At 70.7% G+C, this 23,534-nt stretch carries 17 protein-coding genes; 5 read left to right on the top strand and 12 right to left on the bottom strand.

Annotated elements, in window-relative coordinates:
• Window position 1: 1 nt before the first annotated feature.
• On the bottom strand, window positions 2-1,144 hold the full coding sequence (locus V5E28_RS40905; RefSeq protein WP_336215206.1) for an epoxide hydrolase family protein: 1,143 nt from the start codon (window positions 1,142-1,144) through the stop codon (window positions 2-4).
• A 62-nt stretch (window positions 1,145-1,206) separates the two neighbouring features.
• Between V5E28_RS40905 and V5E28_RS40900 the strand changes: the two genes are divergently transcribed.
• Together V5E28_RS40900 and V5E28_RS40895 are read left to right on the top strand one after the other, a co-directional pair.
• On the top strand, window positions 1,207-2,175 hold the full coding sequence (locus V5E28_RS40900; protein WP_336215204.1) for a helix-turn-helix transcriptional regulator: 969 nt from the start codon (window positions 1,207-1,209) through the stop codon (window positions 2,173-2,175).
• A 77-nt stretch (window positions 2,176-2,252) separates the two neighbouring features.
• On the top strand, window positions 2,253-2,708 hold the full coding sequence (locus V5E28_RS40895) for a hypothetical protein (RefSeq protein WP_336215203.1): 456 nt from the start codon (window positions 2,253-2,255) through the stop codon (window positions 2,706-2,708).
• 288 nt (window positions 2,709-2,996) lie between these two features.
• On the opposite strand, the gene V5E28_RS40890 is transcribed toward V5E28_RS40895, so the two are convergent.
• The 5 genes from V5E28_RS40890 to V5E28_RS40870 all read right to left on the bottom strand — a co-directional run bounded on the left by V5E28_RS40890 (window position 2,997) and on the right by V5E28_RS40870 (window position 13,554).
• A complete protein-coding gene (locus V5E28_RS40890) occupies window positions 2,997-8,966 on the bottom strand; it encodes a CHAT domain-containing protein (RefSeq protein WP_336215202.1) in 5,970 nt (1,989 codons plus the stop codon).
• Between the two features lie 61 nt (window positions 8,967-9,027).
• Window positions 9,028-10,827, bottom strand: coding sequence for a GH39 family glycosyl hydrolase (locus V5E28_RS40885; protein WP_336215200.1), 1,800 nt, complete (start codon window positions 10,825-10,827; stop codon window positions 9,028-9,030).
• Window positions 10,828-10,852: 25 nt separating this feature from the next.
• The gene (locus V5E28_RS40880; protein ID WP_336215198.1) at window positions 10,853-12,370 is read right to left on the bottom strand and encodes a glucoamylase family protein; all 1,518 of its coding nucleotides are present in this window, start codon (window positions 12,368-12,370) and stop codon (window positions 10,853-10,855) included.
• A 12-nt stretch (window positions 12,371-12,382) separates the two neighbouring features.
• The gene (locus tag V5E28_RS40875; protein WP_336215196.1) at window positions 12,383-13,204 is read right to left on the bottom strand and encodes a carbohydrate ABC transporter permease; all 822 of its coding nucleotides are present in this window, start codon (window positions 13,202-13,204) and stop codon (window positions 12,383-12,385) included.
• A complete protein-coding gene (locus V5E28_RS40870) occupies window positions 13,201-13,554 on the bottom strand; it encodes a carbohydrate ABC transporter permease (protein WP_336215194.1) in 354 nt (117 codons plus the stop codon). Before V5E28_RS40870 ends, V5E28_RS40875 begins: the two co-directional genes overlap by 4 nt.
• 261 nt (window positions 13,555-13,815) lie before the next feature.
• On the opposite strand from V5E28_RS40870, the gene V5E28_RS40865 reads away from it, so the two are divergent.
• Window positions 13,816-14,868, top strand: coding sequence for a hypothetical protein (locus V5E28_RS40865; RefSeq protein WP_336215192.1), 1,053 nt, complete (start codon window positions 13,816-13,818; stop codon window positions 14,866-14,868).
• A 1,138-nt stretch (window positions 14,869-16,006) separates the two neighbouring features.
• Here V5E28_RS40865 and V5E28_RS40860 read toward each other — a convergent pair.
• On the bottom strand, window positions 16,007-17,482 hold the full coding sequence (locus V5E28_RS40860) for a S1 family peptidase (protein WP_336215190.1): 1,476 nt from the start codon (window positions 17,480-17,482) through the stop codon (window positions 16,007-16,009).
• A gap of 281 nt (window positions 17,483-17,763) precedes the next feature.
• Window positions 17,764-17,901, bottom strand: a complete 138-nt coding sequence (locus V5E28_RS40855) for a hypothetical protein (protein ID WP_336215188.1) — start codon at window positions 17,899-17,901, stop codon at window positions 17,764-17,766.
• Window positions 17,902-17,962: 61 nt separating this feature from the next.
• Here V5E28_RS40855 and V5E28_RS40850 point away from each other — a divergent pair, with 61 nt between their 5' ends.
• Entirely contained in the window at window positions 17,963-18,085 is a 123-nt protein-coding gene (locus V5E28_RS40850) for a hypothetical protein (protein ID WP_336215186.1), read from the top strand.
• 17 nt (window positions 18,086-18,102) lie between these two features.
• Here V5E28_RS40850 and V5E28_RS40845 read toward each other — a convergent pair whose 3' ends face one another.
• On the bottom strand, window positions 18,103-19,074 hold the full coding sequence (locus V5E28_RS40845) for an extracellular solute-binding protein (RefSeq protein ID WP_336215185.1): 972 nt from the start codon (window positions 19,072-19,074) through the stop codon (window positions 18,103-18,105).
• Window positions 19,071-20,063 carry a LacI family DNA-binding transcriptional regulator gene (locus tag V5E28_RS40840; RefSeq protein ID WP_336215226.1) on the bottom strand — a complete coding sequence of 331 codons (993 nt, stop codon included), beginning with the start codon at window positions 20,061-20,063 and terminating at the stop codon, window positions 19,071-19,073. Before V5E28_RS40840 ends, V5E28_RS40845 begins: the two co-directional genes overlap by 4 nt.
• Window positions 20,064-20,210: 147 nt before the next feature.
• On the opposite strand from V5E28_RS40840, the gene V5E28_RS40835 reads away from it, so the two are divergent.
• Window positions 20,211-20,615, top strand: a complete 405-nt coding sequence (locus tag V5E28_RS40835) for a nitroreductase family deazaflavin-dependent oxidoreductase (RefSeq protein WP_336215184.1) — start codon at window positions 20,211-20,213, stop codon at window positions 20,613-20,615.
• Between the two features lie 64 nt (window positions 20,616-20,679).
• Here V5E28_RS40835 and V5E28_RS40830 read toward each other — a convergent pair whose 3' ends face one another.
• Together V5E28_RS40830 and glgA are read right to left on the bottom strand one after the other, a co-directional pair.
• Window positions 20,680-22,158: an Nramp family divalent metal transporter gene (locus tag V5E28_RS40830; protein ID WP_336215183.1), complete on the bottom strand. Its 1,479-nt coding sequence runs from the start codon at window positions 22,156-22,158 to the stop codon at window positions 20,680-20,682.
• Window positions 22,159-22,222: 64 nt separating this feature from the next.
• Entirely contained in the window at window positions 22,223-23,392 is a 1,170-nt protein-coding gene (gene glgA, locus V5E28_RS40825) for a glycogen synthase (RefSeq protein WP_336215182.1), read from the bottom strand.
• Window positions 23,393-23,534 lie beyond the last annotated feature (142 nt).

The following is a 23,534-nucleotide window of genomic DNA, read 5'->3' as shown; positions in this document are numbered from 1 at the left end:
GTCAGCGCACGAGCCGGAAGAACGCGCGCACGTCGTCCACGAACAGGTCGGGCGCCTCCATGGCGGCGAAGTGACCGCCCCTGTCGAACTCCGACCAGTGGATCACCTTGTGCTCGCGCTCGGCGATGCGGCGGACCCCGGAATCGCCGGGGAAGACGGCCACACCGTGCGGGATCGTGGACGGCTCGACCGGCCGGCCCCAGATCGCGGCGCTCTCCTTGTACAGGCGGGCCGAGGAGCCGGCGGTGCCTGTCAGCCAGTAGACGCTGATGTCGGTGAGGAGCAGGTCGCGGTCGACCGCGTCCTCGGGCAGCTCGTGTGCCGGGTCGGTCCACTCCTTGAACTTCTCGGCGATCCAGGCGAGCTGCCCGGCCGGGGAGTCGTGCAGGCCGAAGGCGAGCGTCTGCGGGCGGGTGGACTGGATCATCGCGTAGCCGAGGCCGTCCTGGTCGCCGTACACGCTCATCCGCGCCTGCTCGGCCTCGGACAGCCCCTCGAGCTCCGCCGGGTCGCCTGTGGGGAAGCCCAGGCCGCCGTTGACATGCACGCCCACCACCCGTGCGGGGTCGATCCTGCCCACCTGAGGCGAGATGACCGCGCCCGTGTCGCCGCCCTGGGCGCCGTAGCGCTCGTAGCCGAGGCGGCTCATCAGCTCCTTCCATGCGCGCGCGACCCTGTTCATGTCCCAGCCGCGCTCCCGGGTCGGGCCGGAGAAGCCGAAGCCCGGGATGGACGGGGCGACGACGTGGAAGGCGTCGGCGGGGTCGCCGCCGTGCGCGCGGGGGTCGGTGAGGGGGCCGATGACGTTCATGAACTCGACGACGGAGCCCGGCCAACCGTGTGTGACGAGCAGGGGCAGCGCGTCCGGCTCGGGTGAGCGTACGTGCAGGAAGTGGATGTTCTGACCGTCGATCTCCGTGGTGAACTGCGGGAACTCGTTGAGTGCGGCCTCGTGCGCGCGCCAGTCGTAGCCGTCGCGCCAGTAGGCGGCCAGCTGCTCGGCGTAGGAGACGGGCACGCCGTACGACCAGCCGGCCCCGTCCAACTCGTCGGGCCACCGGGTGCGGGCGAGGCGCTCGCGCAGGTCGTCCAGGTCGGCCTGCGGGATGTCGATGCGGAAGGGGCGGATGTCGTTGTCGCTCATGGCCACCACGCTAGAACCCGCTTAGGACAACCTCGGTCCTAGGTGTGCGGCAGACTGGACGGGTGTTGGAAACCTCGGCCCGGCTGCTCAAGCTGCTGTCCCTCCTGCAGACCCATCGCGACTGGTCCGGCTCCGAGCTGGCGGACCGGCTCGGCGTGTCCACCCGCACGGTCCGCCGCGACGTGGACCGGCTGCGCGAGCTCGGCTACCCCGTGGACGCCACCGCCGGGCTGGCCGGATACCGGCTCGGCGCCGGGAGCGACCTGCCGCCGCTGCTGCTCGACGACGAGGAGGCGGTGGCCGTGGCCGTGGGGCTGCGCACCGCAGCGCAGGGCAGCGTGGCAGGCATCGAGGAGACCTCGCTGCGGGCGCTGGCCAAGCTGGAGCGGGTGCTGCCGTCCAGGTTGCGGCACCGGGTCAACGCGCTGCAGTCGATGACCGTGCCGATGACGGGCATCGTGCCGACCGTCGACGCGGACACGCTGTCGGCGATCGCGGCAGCCTGCCGTGACCACGAGGGCCTGCGCTTCGACTACAACACCCAGGACGGCACAGCCAGCACCCGCCTGGTCGAGCCGTACCGCCTGGTCGCGACCGGCCGCCGCTGGTACCTCGTCGCCTATGACACCGGCCGCGACGACTGGCGCATCTTCCGGGTGGACAGGCTGCGGCTGCGCACGCCGGGCGGGCCGCGGTTCGAGCCCCGCGACCCGCCCGACACCGACCTGGCCGGCTACGCCGCCCGGAAGATCTCCAGCGCGCCCTACCGCTATCAGGGCCGCTTCACCGTGCACGCCCCCGCGGCGGCCGTCGCCGAGCGGGTCACCCCCGCGGCGGCCACGATCGAGCCGGTCGACGCCTCGACCTGCCTGCTGACCGCCGGCGCGAACTCGCTGGACGAGCTCGCGTTCTGGCTCGCGACCCTGGGAGTCCCCTTCGAGGTGCACCAGCCGCCCGAGCTGGCGGCCCACCTCCAGGTGCTGTCCGGCCGCCTCGCCGACGCGGCCCGTACGGCCGTGCCGGGCGGCTGAAGACCCGCCGGAGCGGCAGCGACGGAGTTTGTCGGTGGCGCCCCCTACGATGAGCCTCCTCAAGGAGGGAAGGCAACATGCTGGACTCGCTGATCGTGCCCCTGTTCGTCACCACGGACCTGCCGCCGCGGGCGGACCTGGCGGAGTTCGGCGAGCTGCTCGCCGAGACGGCACGCACGCTCAGCCACGAGGGCGCGAGCTACGACGCCTTCCTGGCGGGCAAGGTGTTCTGGCTCGACCGCCCCGTGCTGCCCCAGCAGCGGCCCCCGGCCGAGGCGGAGTCGCGCTTCGCCGCCATGCTGGGCTACCTCGCGGCCTCGGGGGGCGGCCACACGGCCAGAGGCGTGCTCGCCGACGTCCGGCTGGCGATCGGCGCGGCGGTGACGGCCCGCTACGGCGATGTCGGGGTCGCCCCGGCCGTGTTCGCGATCCGCGACCGCGACGTGCGTGAGCGCACCCCCGACTCCGCCGTCTACGTCGACACCCGCGACGCCTCCGCCGACCTCGTCACCGTGACCCGGCCCTACCTCTAGGAGCGCCGGTCACTGACCCGGATCGGTGACAGCGCGGATCCAGCCCGGCGTCCGTGCTGTCGGAGAGTTCCACGACCGAGCTCGCCTTGTCGTAGCACTCGATGATCTCGTCTTCCGGCAGGCTGCCGGTGCGCCTCGATCTGACCTGCTGGTCGCAGTGGTTCCCGGGTGGGAGCGGGCATGGCCATGGCGAGGAGGCAGCCGCGCGTCATGATTGCCGCGCTCCGACGCGACGGATCGGCCGCGGGTGGTGTCCTCATGGCCGCCGGGACGGTCGTCGCCGGTCTCTCAGGCGGCCAGGCCCACCAGGACATACGGCGCCCACAGCTCCGGGCGGGCGGAGCCGTGCACCTCGCGTGACTCCAGCGTCGCCTCCCTGAGCGCGGCGGCCCGCCCGGCGCCTTCGGCGAGCCTGGCGTGGAAGGAGAGCAGCAGCGCTCGCGACACCTCGGCCGCCACGGGCCACAGCGGCAGCAGCGCGCTGCGGGCTCCGGCGTGGAGGAGTGCGTGGCCGAGCGCCGCCACGCCGTGCGCCGCAGCGCTGCGGGGCCCACCAGGCGCCGCGCCGTGGGCCGGTCCGCCCCCGGCCGGTCCCTCGCCTCCCGATGGCCGGCTGCCTGCCGGCACGGCGTCCTCACACGAGCCGAGTACGACGAGCTCCGCGTCGATCCGCATGTCCATGATCGTGCGCGCGGTCAGCAGGCCGTCGGCGAGCCGGATGCCGGAGCCGAACGCGTCGCCCCCGTCGATCGCGGCCCGGCAGGCGAGGTGCACCACGTCCCAGGCGCCCTCCAGCGAGGCCGCGGTGGCGAGCCGCCCCGTACGCGGTCCCCCGCCGGTCTGCGAACCGGGGTCGCGGCCGGCGGCCAGCAGGTGGGCGACGTCCGCCGCCTCGCGCTCGAACGCGGCCGCCTCCCCGGCGTCCGCGCCGAACCCCAGCACCAGGGAGCGGGCCGCCCCGGCTCGCCGCGTCCGGCGTGCCAGCATCGCCGCGGACGGCGCGTACGCCACCGGAAAGCGTTCGAGCAGCAGCCGCCCGCCGGGAGCGAGCGCGTGCAGGGGCATGGCGTGCAGGTCGCCGTGAGGGATCAGGTACAGCACGGCCAGGTCGTCGCCGAGCGCGTCGAGGGCGTCGCCCAGCAGCAGATCGGCGAGCAACCGCCAGTTGTCCGCCCGATGCCGGGACCCTCCGTCGCCGAGCGGTCCACCCAGCCCGCCGCCGGCGAACTCCGCCAGCAGGTCGCGTCCGGCCAGAGTGGCGAAGGCGCGCGGCTCCTCCCAGCCGGTGCGGTGCGCGAGCACCGTGACGTCGCCCTCGCCGACGTCGCCGACGTAGAAGCCGAGCAGCCCGACGGCGGCGCCCTCCCCGGGGGCCGTCGTGGCACTCGTGCTGGGCCGGACCTCAGCGCCGGTCGCGAGGCCGGGCGTGACCAGGGCCTGGAGTCGCTCCGCCGTGAAGCGCCCGCCTACGCCGGTCGCTCCCGGAACCGCCGCCTGCCAGGAGGCCCTCGGATCCCGTCCGAGCTGAGCGGCCAAGGCCTGCGACTTGGCCCGCTCCACGTGCGCCCAGGCCACCGCCGCCCTCCCCAGCCGCACGGCCAGCTCCGCGGCCCTGCCCCGCAGCGCCGACACGTCCACCGCCCCGCCGCGACCCGGCTCGTACGGCTCGATCAGGTCCAGCACTGACGGCCGGTCGGCGGCCTGCTCGTACAGCTCGCAGGCGTGTTCGGCGTCCAGCAGGGCGCCGGGCAGGTCGTCGAGGTGCTCGGCGGCGGTGGACCTGTGGTGATGGGCGAGTGCCAGCTCGCGGGCGTGTCCCTGCTCCTGGAGCAGCTCGATGGCCACCGACGTGCGCTCGTGCGCGCGGGCGTGCTCTCCGGCGCGGACGTCCAGCGCGCCGAGGTCGCCGAGGGCCACTCCCTGCCCCTGCCGGTGCCCGATCCGCTGCGCGAGTGCCAGTGCCTCTCCCAGACAGGACCTGGCGCCCTCCGGCTCCTCCAGGCGGGCCAGATTGATCATGCCGATCACGGCGGCACGCCGGCGGCCCCGGGCTCGGTCGACCTCCAGGCCGCGCTTGACGAGCCGCACGGCCTGCGCCTCCTCCCCGCGTAAGGCGTGCACCCGGGCGAGGCCGAGGTAGTCGTCGGCGAGCGCGGCCGGCTCGCCGAGCGCCTCCCTGATGCCCATCGCCTCCCGGAACCCCGCCGCCGCCCCCTCCAGGCCTCCCCGCTGCAGGCGTAGCCGGGCACGGCCGGCCAGCAGGCCGGCTCGCATGGCACGCCAGGCGGGCTCGGTCGTCAGCATCAGCCCTTCGGCCAGGGCCGCGTCGGCCTCGGCCCACCGGCCGCCGTCCGCCAGCGCCTGCCCCAGCGCGCCGAGCGCCTCGACGAGCCGTACCGGTAACGCCGCCGCACCGGACCACGACGCCCAGGCCCTGTCCCCCACCGGCGGAGCCGCGCCGTCTCCCGATGGCGAGGACGGGCCCGCACCACCCTCCGCGCCGGAGGGCGCCGTGGGCCGTGCGGACGCGCGGGCGAGGCTCACGGCCTGCGTGAGGACGTCGATGGCCTCGTCCGTGTGGCCCAGCGCGCGGGTGGCCGCGCCGAGGTTGACGAGGTGCTCGGCCAGGTGGCCGTCGCCGAGGTCGCGCCCCTGGATGGCGTGGTCGCGGGCGGCGGCGGGCTCGCCGGCGTCGAGGGTGAGCCTCGCCAGCTTGGACAGCAGGCGGGAGCGGCGCGGCGGGTCGTCGTCGGCCTTCAGCGCCTGCCTGGCCAGAGCCAGCGCGCCGGCCAGGTCTCCGGCCGCCTCGGCCTCCTCGATGCGCAACCGCTCGGCGAGCTCGTCCGCGAGGGACGGGCCGGCGCCCCGGCGAGCCGCCGCGAGGGCCCGGGCGAGGGTGGAGCGGCCGCGCGCGCTCTCGCCGAGCGCGAGCTGGATCGCCGCCAGACGGGTCAGCACCCACGGGTCCGGGTCACGCGCCGCCATCAGCTCGTACGGCGCGTCGGCGGGTGGCCGCGCCGGCGAGGGCCCGAGGCCGGCGAGTCCCTCCTCCAGCGCCGTCCTGGCACGGGCGAGGTCGCCGAGCTCTTCGAGGGCGAGCCCGAGCCGGATGGCGGCGAGGGCGCCGAGGTGGGGCCTGCCGCCGGCGCGGAAGCCCGCGGCGGCCATGCCGAGCGCCTCGATCTCGCCCTCCGGGTCGCCGGTGCGCGCGGCCAGCAGCGCCATCCGTTCGCGGACGATCGCCTCGCGCACCGGGTCGGCGGCGGCCGTCCCGAGCGCGGAGAACAGGCGCTCCTCGGCCTCGGGCAGCCGGCCGGCAGCCATCGACAGCTCGGCCTGGGCCAGGGTGACGGAGAACAGCGCCGCCAGGTCCGTCTCGCCGGCGGCCAGCTCCAGCGCCCTGCCGAGCTCGGCCGAGGCGCCGTCGAAGCGGCCCAGCTCGGTCAGGCAGGCGCCGCGCATGGTGCGGGCGGCGGCCTCCCGGACGGGCATCTGGAGGCGGGCGAACGCCTCGGCGGCCGTCCCGAAGTCCTGAGCCGCCTGCTCCGCCGCGTTCTCGCCATGGCCGAGGGCGCCGAGGTTGTAGCGGACGGAGGCTATGCCGTCGGCGTGGCCGAGCGTGTTGTAGGCGCGTTCGGCCAGCTCGAACGCGCGTCTGGCGGCGGGCAGGTCGCCGCGGGCACGGCGGCGGCGGGCGATGTGGAACCACTCGTCGGCGGGGTCGAGCCGCTGCCCTCGGCGGCGCACGATGTCGACGATGCTCGCCTCGCAGGCCGCGGCGTGGTCCGGATGGCCGAGCGCGTACAGCAGCAGCGCGTGGGAGTCCAGCGCCTGGCAGGCGTCGTCCCAGGCGCCGATGGCCTCGAGTTCGGCCGCGCAGGTGGTGATCAGTTCGGCGGCGGCGGGCAGGTCTCCCAGCCCCGCGTGGGCTCTGGCGCCGCTGATCAGAACCGTGGCGGCCCGTTCGGTCTCGCCGGCCGCCAGGTGGAGCTCGCGGGCCCGGCCCGCGCACTCCAGCGCGGCGGCGTGATCGCCCGCGGCGAGGCCGGCACCGGCCGCGTGGCCGCGGTGGGTCGCCTCCTGCCCGGCCAGGCCCGCCCGCCCGCACAGGTCGGCGGCGCGCAGGTGGAACTCGATGGCCCGGCGCGGCTCGCCCGCCCTGGCCGCCACGGCCCCCATGTGGCCTGCCTGCGACGCCTCCGGGAGGCTCTCGCCGAGATCGCGGTAGGCGGCGGCGGACCGTTCGAAGGCGCGCAGCGCCTGCTCCCACTCGCCGAGCTCCTCGTGGTGGCGGCCGATCCGCGAGAGCGCGTCCGCCGCCTCGGCCGGATCGCCCGCCGCGGCGAACACCGGCCCGGCCCGTTCGAGCAGCTCGATCGCGAGCCGGAACCGCTCGCGCTCGGCGAGCTGGACGGCGGTGGCCGCCAGGAACGGGCCGGCCTCGCCGGCCGCCCTGGCGTGCCGCTCGCCGATCCGGAGCAGGACGCGGGCCGCCTCCTCGTCGTCGGACACCAGGGCGAGCCGCGTCGCCGCCTGCGCCAGGTGCTCGCCCGGAGCGCCGGGCAGCCGGTCGGCGGCCTCCAGCACCCGGCCGAGCTGGGAGCGCAGCTCCAGGTCGCTCTGCGGGGCGCTGCTGGCCAGCACCAGCGCCTCGGCGAGGTCGCCGGTGTCGCCGCGCACGGTGAACCGCAGCAGCAGCGCCTTGGCGAGCGCGCCCATCGTCACCGGCTGGTTGTGCGAGCTCTTGGCCGCCGCGTCGGCGGCCTGGCGGGCGGCCAGCACGGCGTCGTCCAGGTCCGCCTCCTGCCGTTCCTCGCCCGCCATCGCCCGCCATCGCAGCACCTCGGAGACCAGGGCGTGCGCCTCGGCCTGGAACGGCTCCGCCTGCTCCTGTTCGAGCGCCTCGCGGAGCGCGGCGACGGCCTCGTCGGCGGCGCTCATGCTCAGATCCAGCCGCAGAGCCTGGCCGAGGAGAAGCAGGGCGTTCGGGCGCAGCGGGTCGTCCGGGCCGCACGCCGCGACGGCCGAGCGCGCCGCGGCGATCGCCTCGCCGGGGTGGCCTCCCCGGATGGCGCGATGGACCAGGGCGTTGGCCAGGTTGGCGAGCACCCTGGGGCGGTCGGGATGCCCGGCGTAGGCACGGGCCGCAGCCTGCCGCAGGGTCTGGATCGCGATCTCCAGGTCGGCCGGGTCGTCCCCCACCCGCCAGCGCCGCCAGCGCCGGTTGGCGAGCAGGTCGAGCCGGGCCACCGGATCACGGCCGAGCCTTTCGGGAACCTCCTGCGCCGGTGCGCCGAGCGCCTCCAGCATCTCGCGGGCCGCCTCCAGCGACCGCTCGTCCCCGGTGACGACGTACCACTCGACCAGCCCGGCGGCGTAGCCGGCGAGGACGCCCGGATGGGCCCGCGCCTCGTGCCAGAAGTCGAGCGCGGCCTGTCCCGCCCGGATGAACCCCAGCAGGTCGGCGTCGACACACGACTCGGCCGCCCGGGCCTGGGCGAGGTCGAGCAGGACCAGCAGGGCCTGCGACCGCTCCTGGCTGCCCGCCCGCCGCTGGGCGGCCGCCAGATAGGCGCCGATCAGCTCGTCGTCGCCGGGCGCCGCCAGGCCCAGCGCCGCCGCGAGATCGGCCAGGTGGCGGGTGTTGCCGGAGGCCGCCAGCGCGGCCCGGAAGTGCACGTGGATCGCGTCGTCGAGCGCCTCCGGCCGGCCGGTGGTGCCGAACAGCCGCATCAGCCCGCCGCCCAGGATCGACAGCGCCTCCGGCGCCCAGGCGGCGCCCGTGGCCTCCTGCAGCAGCACCTCACCCAGCCGGTCGCACGCCTGCTCCGACGGCGTTCTGACGGCGCGCCGGATCAGGGCGTGCAGGAGCAGCCCGACGTGCGGGTAGCCGTCCGGATCCACATGGCGCAGGACCTCCTCGACCAGCGCCGCCCACGTCTCGGGCGTGTCGGCCGAGGGGAGGTGCGGCCCGCGCAGCTTCGCCGGCAGCCCGGCCGGATCGAGCACGGCCACGGCGGCGAAGAACACGCCCGCCACCGCCGCCTCCCCCTCGCCGCCAGGCGCCCCCAGCCGGTAGCGGGCCAGGTGCAGCACCCCGATCAGGCGCCAGGTCGCGGCGTCGGTCAGGTCGCCGGCGCAGCCGCGCATCGCCTGCTCGGCGTCGGCCGACGCCGCGTCGTCCATCACCAGCCCGGGGTCGGCGGCCCGCTCGAACTCCTCGATGCGGGCAGCGAGCGCCCCTGCCGGATCGTTCATGGGGAAAGGCTCTCACCAGCGCGCCCCGCCGTACAGAACCGGCCCCACGGCGGGCGATCTTTCAGGGGGTCAGCTCGACGAAGGAGACTCCCGGCATCGGCAGCTCGAACTCCAGCCGTACCACGCCGCCCGGTGCCGCGGCCCTGGTGGCGGGGACGAGCTGGTCGAGCCCGTTGGCCGCGTGGAGGTCGGCCCACCGGGCGGCGTCGGGCCAGTCGCCGCCGCCCATCGACTGCCAGACCGCCTCGATGTTGGAGTGCCGCTGGTCGATGCGGTGGTGGGTGAGCGTGTGGTCGCCGTCCAGGCCGGAGATCGTCAGGGACACCGTGCGGGCCAGCTCGGGGGCGCCGCCCGCCTGCGCCTGGTTGAGGGTGCCGTTCCAGACGAGCACGCCGACCCGGCCGTCCTCGTGCCTGGCCGCCCACGCCTCCACCCCCGCGGCGTCGCCGTCCACCGTCGCCGCCAGCTCGTCGTCACCGAGCCGGGCCGCCAGCGTGAGGGCGTGGAAGCGGGGCTTGCGGAGGTTGCCGACGGTCAGCAGGCCGAAGCCGCCGTGGAACAGCCGGGGCGGCCGGCCGAGCTCCTCGAAGTGGTCGGAGGCCACCCAGTGCGACAGCGCCGCCAGCCTGCCCGCCGCCGACTTCATCCCGTGCAGCAGGAACGTCGCCCCGAACGGGCCGTCGCCGATGCCGTGGAAGTGGGTCGGGGTGGGGCCCCACTCCGTCCACCAGATCGGGGTGCCCTGCCTGCCGTGCCTGGCCAGGGCCGGACGCCAGTCGAGCGGGGCGTTGCCGTACGTGTGCGTGGAGACGAAGTCGAGCGCCGCGCCCGACCCGGCAACGTGCGCGAGCAGCTCCTCGACCCAGCCGTTCGCCGCCGAGGCCGGGCCGCCGACGCGCAGGTCGGGGTGCACGTTCTTCACCGCGGCGGCGCTGACGTCGTACAGGAGGAAGTACTCCTCGGGCGTGCCGGACCAGAAGACGGCGAGGTTGGGCTCGTTCCAGACCTCGAAGGCCCAGTGGTCGACGAGCTCCTGAATGCCGTACCGGCCGGCCAGGTGCTCGACCAGGGCCCGGACCAGGTCGCCCCACGCCTCGTAGTCCTTCGGCGGCGAGATGATCGCCTCGTAGCCGAAGACCCGCCGCGAGGCGTCCGCGGCCAGGTCGCGGGGCATGAAGCCGAGCTCGACGACGGGCCGCAGGCCGAGGCCCAGGACGGTGTCGTAGACCTGGTCCACCTTGGTGAAGTCGTAGACAGGGCGCCCGCCGACCTCCTTGTAGACGCCCAGGTCGTCGCAGAGGATCGCGTGGGCGCGGACCGTCCGCACGCCCAGTTCGGCGCGGACGGTCCGCAGGGCCCCGGCCAGTTCCTCGCCGATCGGCCGGCCGCCGGTCCTGTCCTGGCTGAGCAGGTGGGACAGGTGTTCGGCGCCCACCATCGCGGTCCAGGGGCGAGGCAGCGGCCGGGTGACGGTCCGGGCGTCGACCCGGACCTCGGCGGTGGCCGGGAGGTGGCCTTCCCCCGGGGCGGCGGTGACGGGGGGCGAGGCCGGGCCGGGGGTCTCCATGGAGGTGAGGGCCGCGACCGTGTAGGCGGCCGGGCCGTGGCCGGTGTCCACGTAGCGGCAGGCCGGGACCGCGGTGACGTCGACGTCGGGCTGGTCGGCCGGGCGGCCGTCGCGGGACACCAGATAGCCGGCCGCGCCGGGGACCGGGTCCCAGGTGAGGGTGACGTGGCCCGCGCCCGGGTGTGCCCGCAGGCCCGTGGGTGGGGCCAGGGCGGGCGGGGCGGCCGGTGTCAGGCCGCCCGAGGCCCGGTGGATGCGTGCCTGCCAGTCACGACGTGCGTCGGCCGTGCTCATTCAGGGTCCCCGATCTGCTGGACGGTCAGTTGGCGGCTGGGACGACGGCCCACTCCTCGAGGGCCATCACCGGGCGGAGTCTGGCCTCGACGGCGCGCGTGCCGAAGTAGCGGTGCATGTTGCCGTCCGCGAGCACGTTGCCGAGAGCGGCCATGACCATGCCCTGGTCGAGGGCGAGATACCACTTCGACACGACGCCGGAGCGGACGGCCACGGCGTCGTAGAAGCCGCCGGGGCCGTAGGCGTCGAAGTCGGCGCGCAGCTTGGCCAGGTTGCCCATGGCCTGACTACGGGCGTACGGCAGGGCCAGGAAGCTGGCGTGCGGGGTGACGACGCCGTCGCCGAAGGTCGTCGGCGCCGGCTGGGCGGGGCGGCAGCCCTCGTAGCCGGGGTCGGTGGCGGTGCGCTCGCGGTCGGAGGTGTAGCCGGGCTCGTCCATGCCGAGCTGGTCCACGCCGTACTCGCGGTAGCCGCCGTGCGGGTCGTTGGACGGGGAGAAGCCCCAGTAGCCGTACGCGGCCTCGTTCATGCCGTGCTCGATCTGGGCGCGGACGAACACCGGGTGGTTGCGCCCCCAGCTCCGCTTGGCCCAGGACGCCTCGGGCACCACCAGGTCGGGCATGAGGGCCTCGAACATCGAGCCGCCCCAGTTGGGGACGTAGCGCATGCCGCGGTAGCCGTACGTGCCCTCCCAGACGTTGACGCCCAGGTGCCGCTGCCACGACCCGACCGGCTTCTGCTCCTGCCAGCCGAAGTCGCAGGCGTTGTCGGGGAAGGTGCGGTAGGGGCCGAAGTAGCTCTCGCGCGGGATCTGGCCGAGCGCGATGGCCACGTACTGGCCGATGCGGGTCTCGGCGGGCGCGCCGTAGTGGTGGCAGGTGGAGTGGACGACGGTGCCGGTGCCCGCGTAGTCGCTCTCGACCGAGCAGCCCTCGGGCCGCTCCGGCCAGAAGCCGCCGCGCATCAGGCCGGTGCCCGCGTCGGGGCGGGCGGCGGGGTCGTAGTAGGAGGCGAAGTTCATCGAGGTGACCAGGCGCGTGGCGCGGGCCGCGTGCTGCGGCACGGCGGTGCGGATCATCATCAGCGCGGTGGCCAGCCAGCTGTTGTCGACGCTGGAGGCGAACAGCCGGACGGGGTCCCCGTTCTCGGGCCAGGTGCGGACCAGTTGGAGGGTGGCGGGGTCGTACCAGTTGTAGAACTGGCCGGTCGGGGTGTGGCGGTCCATCCGCTCCAGCGCGGTCAGCACCTTGCCGACCCGGGCGGCGGCGTCGTGGCGGCTGATGATGCGCAGGTCGCGGGCGGTGAGCGTGCTCCAGATGTACGTGCCGACGTTGGTGGGCGAGGTGACCTTGGCCCGGGTCCTGAGGTCGCCGGTCACCTTGTCGGCGGGCACGCCGGTGCCGGGGTCGACCATGGCGTCCATGGACCGCCACGTGTCCTTCGCGTACCTGTATAACGTGGAATTTCCCGATTTTTCGGCGTTTGCCGTGCCCGGCACGGCGAGCGCGAGGACCAGGATCCCGGACAGGACGATTGCGCGCATGGGGATGCTCCTCTACTTGAGTCCGGAGGTGGCGATGCCCTGGATGAAGAAGCGCTGCAGGAACACGAAGAGCACCAGGACCGGCGCGACCACGATCATCGCGCCCGCGACCAGCAGGTTGTAGTGGGTGCCCTCGTGCCCGTTGAGGATGTTCAGCGCCACGGGCAGGGTGTAGACGTCCTCCGACTGCGCCACCACGGCCGGCCAGAGGAAGTTGTTCCACGCTCCCAGGAAGGTGATCAGCCCGAGCGTGGCCATAGCGGGTCTGCACAGCGGCAGCACGATCCGGGCGAAGATCCTGAACTCCCCCGCCCCGTCCACCCGGGCGGCATGGATCAGCTCGTCGGGCAGGTCGGCGATGAACTGCCGCATCATGAACACGCCCAGCGGCGTGACGAGCCCCGGCAGGATGATGCCGAGAAAGGTGTTGACCATGCCGAGCCTGGCGATCAGCACGAACTGCGGGATCATCAGCACGATCGCCGGCACCGCCATCTGCACCAGGACCAGCCCGAAGACCGCCTGGGATCCCCGGAAGCGCAGTTTGGCGAAGCCGTAGCCGACCATCGAGCAGAAGATCAGGTTGCCCGCCACGATCGCCAGCGCCACGATCACACTGTTGACGAACGCCTGGCCGAGGTGCACCCGCTCCAGCAGCTCGGCGTAGTTGCCCAGGGTGAACGTCTCGGGCCAGAACGTGGGCGGGTCGCGGCGGATCTCCGCCTCCGGTTTGAACGAGCTGAGCCCCGCCCACAGGAACGGCCCGACGGCCAGCAGCAGCCCGGCTCCGAGCCCGAGGTAGGTGATCAGGTTCTGCTTGCGCGTCCGCCTCACCGTGCCCTCCCGATTCTGAGCTGGAGTACGGCCAGCGCGATGATCACCGTGAACAGCACGGTGGCCGCGGCGCTGGCGTAGCCGTAGTTGCCCACGCCGAACTGCCGGAAGATGGCCAGCGAGGCCGACATCGTGGAGTTCAGCGGACCGCCCCCGGTCATGATCAGCGGCTCCTCCAGGAACTGCAGGAACCCGGTCGAGCTGTAGACGGAGCAGAACAGGATGACCGGCCGGAGCTGCGGCAGCGTGACCGACCTGAACCGCTGCCACCGCCCGGCCCCGTCCACCTCGGCGGCCTCGTACAGCTCGCGCGGGATCCCCTGCAGCGCGGCTGCTTCCGCTATCCACACAGAGGAAGCGGGGCACCATGGAAGACATGCTCACGACGGAGTACGACGGGTGCGGGCGCTGCTTGGTGGGGGTGCGGCGGCTGAGCAGGAAGACCGACGCCACCAGTAGCCCGCAGCGCCAGGGAGACCAGATCCTACGGGCCGCAGCGGATGTCGGGGGGCACATCGTGGCGTGGGCGGATGACTGGGAGGTCTCCGGTGCCACAGACCCGTTGACGCGGCGGGGGTTCAGGCCGTGGCTGCGGGGAGAGATGGGGCCGTATGACGGTATCGCGGCGGCCACCGTCGATCGTGTCGGGCGCAACGTGGGACACGTTGAACACGCAGGCTCTATTGACCGATCAGGATCGCGTTATCGTTACGGCCGATCACGTGGGGGTTTGGGATTTCAGCGACCCGAACCAGGAAAACGAATGGCTGATAAAGGCGTGGGGGTCGCAAATGGAACTGCGTATGATCCAAAAACGCAACCGCGACGAAGCGCTACGCGCACGGGCAGCAGGAGAGCCCAGACAACGCCCGTCGTATGGGTACATGTATATCCGCCTCGCCCCAACGGCAAAAATCGATCACATAGCGATCGATCCCGAAGCCGCACAGATTATTCGGGAAGTGGCGCAGCGAATTCTGTCGGACGAGACGGGGAAAATCACATGTGCGACAGAGGCGGCACGTCTGACACGCGAAGGGATTCCCTGCCCGTCCGATCGGCGCGCCCAACTATATGGCCGTCCAACGAAGGACAGGCCATGGAGGGCGAAAGCAGTCAAGTACATCTTGTGCAGCGAGGCCGCTCTCGGATATCTCATGCACAATTTGAGGCCGGTGATTGGCCCTGACGGACGGCCCGTCCGCATCGCAAATCCGTTGTGGGATCGGGCGACCCATGACGCGCTCGTCAAGAAAACTGCACCGAAACGAAGTGGAAGCCGCGCGCCGAAGAGCACACAATTGCTGGCGGGTATCGCGTTTTGCGGTAACTGCGGGGCGCGGCTCTACGTCACCGGTCGGTACGGATGCACCGCGCGGGTACGCGGGATTCCCGCGTCGGCGCATTGCAAGCCCGCTCCCTTCATGCCGATCGCGGCATTGGATGCCCTCGTAAGCAAATGGTTCCTCTCCCGGTACGGCTCTGGAGAGGTCATGCGAAAAGTCTACGATCCCGGCACCGGGCACGCTGCCCAAATCGCGGAGTTGAAGGCTACACGCACGCGGCTGCGCGAGGACCGCCAAGCCGGGCTATACGACGACCCAGAGGAAGCGGAGTGGTACCGCACCGAATATCGGCGGCTCGGGAGGAAATCGCGGCGCTGAAGGCGCTACCGGAACGCAAGCCGGGAATGCGAATGGTACCCACCGGCCGGACGATAGCCCAGGAATGGGACGCAGGAGATTCCGTCAAGCAGCGGGAAATGCTCGCAGAGTTTGAGGTTCGCGTGGTGCTGCACCCCACTGGCCACGACCCGCGCGTGGCCATTACCGGCATGGAGCTTAGCCCAGATGGGCTCGAACTCGCCGGCTAAGGGAGGCACGTGCGGCGAAGCAACCGCCCGGCACCTCAGGGCCCCGGCAAAGTGGCGCTGATGGCCATGGTGTCCGAGGCCGTCCGTCGGCGTCGCGTTCACCACCGGACCTGAATTGGTCATCGCCCATGCGGACCGATGAGTTGCGCCGGCACACCGCTACGCCGGGCCGTGCTCTCTACCTCTCAGGGTACGGCCTGCCATTAACGGAGATTATGGGCCCTATGCGAAAACCCGTGCCCTCAGGATCGATTTTGAGACATTCGGCAGCGTTGCCAACCTGTACGCTGAATGGCGCGCTGTCGCTCCATTTGATGAATCCGCCCATGAGGACGAGCCGATCACCCTGCAGGATTCGCCCTATCGGCGGTATCTCGATGCCACGTTTGCCTTCAGCAACCACAGGCTCAGCGCCTTTAGGCCATACCGGAACAACATGCTGTGGGGGTGAACCGAATGTAAGCGTCAAACAGTTGTGGGTGGCATCGTAATCCAGAGTGGCAGTAAGACTGGCCGCCATATGACGCTTTATGGTGTGCGTGACAATAAGCGGGCGATCGTCCACTGCGTATCTATCGGGAGATTCTGAGCACGCTGTGGTAATGCATGAGAGAAGTGCGAGCAGTAGAAGTGGCAGCCGAGATAAAATTGTACTGCCTTGGCGTGATGGAGTCATAGCTGCAGTAAATCACGAGTTGGTCGAACACCCAATACGTTTGACCGAAATGCCAAAAGGGGATCGGCCCTGCCGCTCCAGGATAGGCCGACGCGCTTCAACCGACAGGTCTCATATGGGCTTAAGATCTAGCCGGGAGGATGTGCCGGTCTCAGCCAGCGCATCCTCCCGGCTAGATCAACCGCAGGACACCATGTCGCAGCACGTCACATCCCGATCCTCCGGCAATCTGGAGTGACATTCAGCGTGTTTGTCAGCAAGTCTCACATGTCCAGACCTGCCAGGTGGAACCGAAGCCGTCCGACTTAGTCATGTTTGCCACCTTGGCATGCCATGATTCATTAGCGCCGTCAACGCCGGTAGCGTAGGTGATCCCGTAAGCCTTGCTTGCGAAGTAGCCGGGCCCGCCGCTGTCGCCATGGCGCATAGGGTAGTTTGTTTTATAGTTGTCTTCGTATCCTGTATCCCATCCTTCGCTCACTGCGGTGACTTCTCCGCAGCGTGCTCCGAGGCCTGCTTCTGCGCTGGTGCGCCCGAACGAACACATAGGTATGCCGGTAACCAGGGGCACGCTCATCATGGTGGCGTAGCGCGGCAAATTGAGCTCATAGTAGAAGGTGCGCGTATAGGTTAGGTCCCCCCCTTGGTATCGAGCTAGGTCGTACCCTGACGCGCGGAACATTCGGCTTACTGTCGTCCTGTTGGTATCATAGTTAGAATGATTTTCGTATGTGAGGTACCGGGCGCCATCGTCGGCGCAATGCTTCGCCGTCGTGATGCCTTTCACCCCACTGTTGCTAATGACGTTGAATCCCATCGTGCAATAGGGGGCGCCGTTCAAAACCCCATATCCTCCTCCACGGATATAGTTGTCCACTGGCTTGATCCCTAGATCGTCAACTACCGTGACTTGGAAGGTTATGCTGGGATTTGCCGACGGCGCGGGTTGCAGCTCGGTGCGAAGACGGTCGTAATCTATGCTGCGGATCGACTTTTTCGGCTGAATCTCAAGTATGATCGCTCCCGACTCGGTGTCGTAACTTCTCTTAACCATCTCCACGTCAGGCCGGGCAGCGAGAGCTTCCCGCTGCTTGATGCCGACCTCCTTGAGTTCAGCTTCAGAGAACCCTCTGTTCTTGATGAGCACTACCTCGCCCGGAAGGGTCCTCGCGATTTCCGCAGCTTCCGATGGGACTTCTCCCTTGAAGCCCATGCGGAGGGTCCGGCCGTCATTTACGAGAGAGAATCCAGCGACCTCATCGGGGAATTTTTTCGTCAACTGCACCGCGACATCGTTGACGGTTGGCGCCCAGGCGTAGCGGTCGATGGCTTCTTCGAGGGTGATGCCCTTGCCGGTAGCAATACGGTTGAGGTCGATCAGTTCGGCGAAAGGGATTCCGTCGATCTTGATTATCGGGTCGGGTACCGGCCCGTCGGGCAAGGCGCTCTGGATGCCGGGGTTGTTCTTCTCGGCTTCGGCGGCGTACTGGTCAAGCGCCTGTTTGAGGGTAATACCCTGCGCGCGTGCCTCCTCGGACAGCTTGTCTAGAGTGGGGCGGTTCGGTTTCGGCTGCTGGTCCCGGGTTAGGACCTGCGCTGTGGTGCCCGCCAGGGACGGTGCCGAGGTGGATTCAGGAGCCGGCGAAGGGGTATCGGTGGCGCTGGCGATGCTCGGGAATAAGACGAAAGCTGCGGCTAAAGATGCAGCGGCTACTAGGCGAATCTTCATTCGGCCCTTTCCTGCTTGGGGATGAGGCAATACAAAAGCTAGCGGAGATGCGTGAACCACCTAAGGCATGACTGGAACGACAACTCCATTGAGTAGTCATTTAAATTCCGGTGGTTCGACGCGTCCGCCGCCTAAGATTGAGGCAAAACTTGGCGATGATCAAGACTTGTATTTTCGATCATCAGATGCTTCTATGCACCATTTTTGCAGAATCCTCGACAGGGTTACGTTCGGATTCTTGACGAACACGCTTAGTAATTGGCGTCGCCCGCTAAAGCGCCTCAGCCTGGATGACGCCGGTCCAGGGCGGTGATGACCTGATGGGCCCAGGGCCATCGGGCGGTCCAGGCGCAGGTGTCGGCGCCAGCCATGGGGTCGTGCCGGACCTCCAGCGTGGCCTGGACCTGGGCAGGGGGCATCGGCGATCCATTCGGCGACGGCGGTGAAGGACCGCGCCCCGCGCCAGGACGGCGGCCCGCCGTGATCGTCAGGATCGAGGGCCAGCGCGTGGGCGGACACCGCGTCGCCGCCGCGCGGATCGGGAACCTGCCGCAGCTGATCGAGCGGGGCTTGGCGTACTCGCCGGGCAACTACTGGCGCTGAGCCGCAGGTCACGGTCGTCAAGTGGTCCAGGACAGGGGTGATCGGCAATGATAAGGGCGCCGCCGGTCCGAGCCGCCGACGAAGCTGGTGGCCGACACCGGTCCCTTGGGGTAGGGGGCGACGTCGAACTTGTCCTTGAATCCCGGGCCGCCGTCGTTGTCGAGCACCCCGAGCATCCACGGGCCGAGGAAGAAGGCGCCGACCTCGCCCTTGATGAAGTTCTGCGGGAAGGCGCCCCTGGGGGTGTCGTTCGGGGCCAGCTTCTCGGTGAACAGGGAGGCGTAGTGCTTGAGCGCGGTGACCGCCTCGGGCGTGTCGAAGGTGTACCGGCCGTCCTTGACGATCTCGCCGCCCGCCTGCCAGATCAGGGGCACCACCTCCTGCCAGGAGCCTTCGAGGTAGCCCTGGTTGAAGCCCTTCTTCGCGCCGCCCTTCTCCTTCAGCGCCCGGGCGAAGGTCTTGAGCTCCTCCCACGTCTTCGGCGGCTCGACGCCCGCCTTCTCCGCCAGGTCGGTGCGGTAGAACAGGACGCGGGTCTCGACGTACCACGGCACACCGTAGGCCGTGCCGCCCACGTCGACGGTCTGCCAGGCGCCGGGGAAGAAGTCGGCCTTGTCGAAGAGGTTGCCGGGCGTGGGGTCGAGGGCGCCGGTCTTGGACAGCTCGCCCGCCCAGGTGGAGCCGATCATGCTGATGTCCGGGGTGGCGTCGCCCGCCACGGCCGAGGTGATCTTGTCGTGGGCGACGTCCCAGCCCATGGGGGTCACGTTCACCTTGACGCCGGGGTTGGCGGTCTCGAATTCCTTGGCGAAGGCGCCGAGCGCCTTACCCTCCTCGCCGATCGCCCAGACGGTGATCTGGCCGCTGAGCGCGCCCGTGGTGACGTCCTGGGCCTGTTCGGGGGTCTGACCGGCGTCGCGCCCGCAGCCGGTGACCAGTAACGCCATGGCGAGCAGACCGGCGGCGGCGCGCCGGGGGGTGGTGTTCACGTGCATTCCTCCTGGTGGTGGTGACCGCAGCTGGCGCGCACGACCAGCTCGGTGGTCAGCACGAGGTGGGCCGGGGTGTCGCGGGCGCCGGTGATCAGCTCGTCGAGCGCCCGCGCGGCACGCGCTCCCAGCTCGCGCATGGGCTGGCGGATCGTGGTAAGGGCGGGACGGGCGTGGCGGGCGGCCATGATGTCGTCCCATCCCGTCACGGCCAGGTCGTCGGGCACGGCGAGGCCGAGCTCCTCGGCGGCGAGCAGCACGCCCAGCGCCACCTCGTCGTCGGAGCACACCACGGCGCGCGGCCTGGCGGCCGAGCGCAGCAGCCGCAGGGCGGCGTCGTAGCCGCATTCGACCGTGTACTCGCCGGTGGGCACCGCCTCGATCGCACCGCCGAGCACCGAGCGCACGCCCTGCCAGCGCTCGTCCACGTCGTCGCCGGTCGCCAGCGGGGCGCCGAGGAAGGTGAATCGCTCGTAGCCGTGGCCGAGCAGGTGACCGGCGAGCGCCCGGGCCGAGGCGGTGTTCTCGCTGCGCAGGGTGTCGGCGCCGGGCAGCGGCTCACGGGAGACGAACACCAGCGGCATGCCGACGCCGACCAGCTCCGCGACCTGGGCGTCGGAGACGGTGTGGCCGAAGACCAGAAGGCCGTCGACCCGCCCGGCCAGATCCCTGACGAGCTCGTGCACCCGGGTGCGCCCCTTGGTGGACAGGATCACCACCGACCGCCCCAGCTCGGAGGCGACCTCCTCGTAGCCGAGCAGCACCTGCGTGTAGTAGGGACCGGCCAGGTCGGGGAAGACGATGCCGTTGGCGGCGTGGCGGCCCTCGGCGAGGCTGACGCCGAGGCGGCTGGGCGTGAAGTTGAGCTCCTCGACCGCCTTGAGCACCTTCTCGCGCGTCCTGGCGGCGACGGGACCGGTGCCGCGCAGCGCCCTGGACACGGTCGCGATCGACACCCCGGCTCGCCGGGCCACCTCGTAGATGGTCACGTCAACCAAGACTCCGCCTTTCCTGTAAGCGCTTTCACAATGCTGTGTAAGCGCTTTCAGATTTGTAGTGTGCCACGCCCTTCAACTCTTCGTACAGGCCCGGAGCGTAACGGTGAGGCCACGCGCCGCCGGGGTAGGCGACCTCACATGCTCTACGGCAAGGAACACGTCCAGCGCTATCGCGAGACCGACGGCGCGGAGGGACACGACTGGAACAACACCACGGTCCTTCTACTGACCACCAAGGGCCGCAGGTCCGGCAAGCCATACACGACACCGCTGATCTACCAGAAGCACGGCGACGCCCACGTGGTGGTCGCGTCGAAGGGCGGCGACCCCGACCACCCCGACTGGTACAAGAACCTGCGGACCAATCCCGAGGTGGAGGTGCAGGTCAAGGGCGAGAAGTTCAAGGCCCGTGCCCGCACGGCCACCGAGGAGGAGCGGCCGGAGCTCTGGCGGCTGATGGCCGCCACCTGGCCCGACTACGACGAGTACACCAAGAAGACCGACCGGCAGATCCCGCTCGTCGTCCTCGAAACCGTCAAGTGAAAGCCGTCCCGCCGCACTCCCGTGCGGCGGGACGGAAAACCCCGCCCGATCAGGTACGACCGCGTCAGAAGGTGATCAGCGGCTCGCCGACGAAGTCGGCGATGAAGTTGACGAAGAAGAACCCGAAGAACAGGAAGTTCAGCACGAGGATGACATAGTGCCAGGGCCGCGGCCGGGCGGGCCGGGGCAGCTTGCTGTTGAGATACATCAGGAAGAACGGGTAGATCAGCGCACCCAGGTTGGACATGTTCGCCGACCATTCCACCAGCGCGACCGGCAAGCTGGCGTGGATGACGATGGAGATGATCACCAGCAGGATGATCATGAACGGGTAGTAGAACCGGCGCGGGTCACCCTCCACCAGGCGGCGCAGGCGCGGGCTGGTGGCGTGGGCGGCGTCGGTGGTCACCCGCACCATCGCCTCGAAGATGCCGAGCTGCGTGGAGAAGAGGATCACCACCCCCAGCACCAGCGCCACGTAGAACATCCCGCGCCCGTACTCGTCGCCGAGCGCGGCCGCGACGAACGTGGGGACGTTCGCCCGGGTGGGCTTCTCGCCGGAAAGCGCGACGGCCTGCGACATGAGGATCGTGGGCAGCAGCATGCCGAGAATGGCGCCGACGAAGAACACGCCCCACATGTCCACCATCAGCAGGCGGTACCACCTGCGCCACAGCCCGCGGTTGAGGTCGTTGTCGGGGAAGGTGACGCCGCTGGCCAGGATCTCGCGCCGCTCGCCGCGCAGCCCGGAGATGAACCCGGCGCGGTAGCCCATGCCGTAGCCCTTGTCGCGGTAGTGGCCCATGACGTACCAGTTGAGGCCGGAGGCCAGGGCGGTGAACCCGGCCAGCGCGCCGAGCTGGGTGGCGGTGATCCCGGCAGGCGGGGCGGCGGGGGTGAAGAAGCCGCGGATGCCCTCCCACCACAGCTCCCACGGCACCACGAACAGGTCGATGACCAGCAGGGCGATGAGGATGGCGCTCACCATCAGCCAGTTGGCCAGCTCCAGCACACGGCTGATGCGGCGGGCCAGCGCGGTGATCGCGAAGACCAGGAGCAGCAGGGCGATGGCCCACAGGCGTGGCTCCTCGGCCCCGGTGGGCGGCACCGTGCCGTGGATGAGCGCGTACACGCCCTGCCCGGCCGAGGCGGCCCAGCCGCCGGCGATGAAGGCGAAGATGACGATGAGGACCGACAGCGGGATCCAGAGCCGCCACCCAGGCGGCACCCGGCCCCAGCCGACCACCGGCGTCTCCCCCGTCGCCATGACGTAGCGGGAGCACTCGACGTTGTAGAACGTCTGCAGGATGGCCGACACCAGGATGACCCAGCCGACGCCGACGAAGCCGTACTGCCCGACGTTCAGTGGCCCGAGCAGCCACTCGCCGCTGCCGATGGAGATGCCGAGGGCGATCAGGCTCGGCCCGACGGCATACTTGAACAGTTGCACCGGCCCGATCCTGGAGACCTTGAAGACCTCCTCCGGCGTGGGCAGGTCGGCGATTTCGAGATCCGGGCGGCTGACTCCGAGCGGGTGCGACATCTCACTGCCTCCTGTATTCAGGGTGAGCCTGAATACGGGCCGCGACAAGACCCAATCGAGGCGCTCAGCGCAGTGAGGCGTAGAGGTCGGCGGTGCGGCGGGCGATCCGCTCCCAGGAGAAGTGCTCCACCGCCCTGTCCCTGCCCGCCCGGCCCATGGCCGTGGCCCGCGCCGGGTCGCCCAGCAGGGCGTTGACCCGCGCGGCGAGGTCGGCGGCGAAGCGGTCGGCGTCGTGCGGGGTACCGTCGGGGCCCTGGTCGATCGGCACCAGCAAGCCGGTCTCGCCGTCGGCGACCACCTCGGGGATGCCGCCCGTGGCCGTGGCGACCACGGGCGTCTCGCACGCCATCGCCTCCAGGTTCACGATGCCCATCGGCTCGTAGACCGACGGGCACACGAACACGGCCGCGTGCGTGAGGAGCTGGATGACCTGGCGCTTGGGCAGCATCTCGGAGATCCAGAACACGCCCTCGCGGTCGAGGCCGCGCACCAGCCCCGCCACCTCGGCGGCGATCTCCGGGGTGTCGGGCGCGCCCGCGCAGAGCACGAGCTGCGCGTCGGGGGCGAAGGACCGCGCCGCGTGCAGGAGATGGACCAGCCCCTTCTGACGGGTGATCCGCCCGACGAAGATGACGTACGGCCTGCCGGGGTCGATGCCGTACTTCTCCAGGATCTCGTGGCCGTCGTCGGGGGCGTACTCGGTGGTGTCGATGCCGTTGTGGATGACGCTGACCCTGGCCGGGTCGATCTGCGGGTAGGCGGCCAGCACGTCGCGCCGCATCCCCTCCGACACCGCGATCACCGCGTCGGCGGCGGCCAGGGCGGTACGCTCGGCCCAGGACGAGATCGTGTAGCCCCCGCCGAGCTGCTCGGCCTTCCACGGCCGCAGCGGCTCGAGGCTGTGCGTGGTGATCACGTGCGGGATGTCGTGGAGCATCTTCGCGACATGCCCGGCAAAGTTGGCGTACCAGGTATGCGAGTGGACGACGTCGGCACCCTCGCACGCGGCGGCGATTTCCAGGTCCACGCCGAGCACCTGCAGGGCCGCGTTCGCGGACTCCAGCCCGCCGGGCACCCGGTAGGCCGACACGCCCGGTTCGTCACGATCGGCCCCGAAACACCGGACCCGCACGTCGGCCAGCTCCCGCAGCTGCCTGGCCAGGTATTCCATGTGCACGCCGGCCCCGCCGTAGACCTCCGGTGGGTACTCCCTGCTGAGCAGATCAACACGCATGACACGACCTTACGAGGAAGCAGCGGGTCCCGGACACATCGACAAGCCCCCGACACCAGGATCGGCCGCAAGGCTATGGCCGTACATATCTCAGGGGAACAGGACACGACGGGAGGGAGCCGGACGAGGTTTCTTCGATAGA

The organism is Nonomuraea sp. LPB2021202275-12-8 (assembly GCF_037044575.1).
Taxonomy (GTDB): Bacteria; Actinomycetota; Actinomycetes; order Streptosporangiales; family Streptosporangiaceae; genus Nonomuraea.
This window is presented reverse-complemented; position numbering and strand designations above follow the sequence as displayed.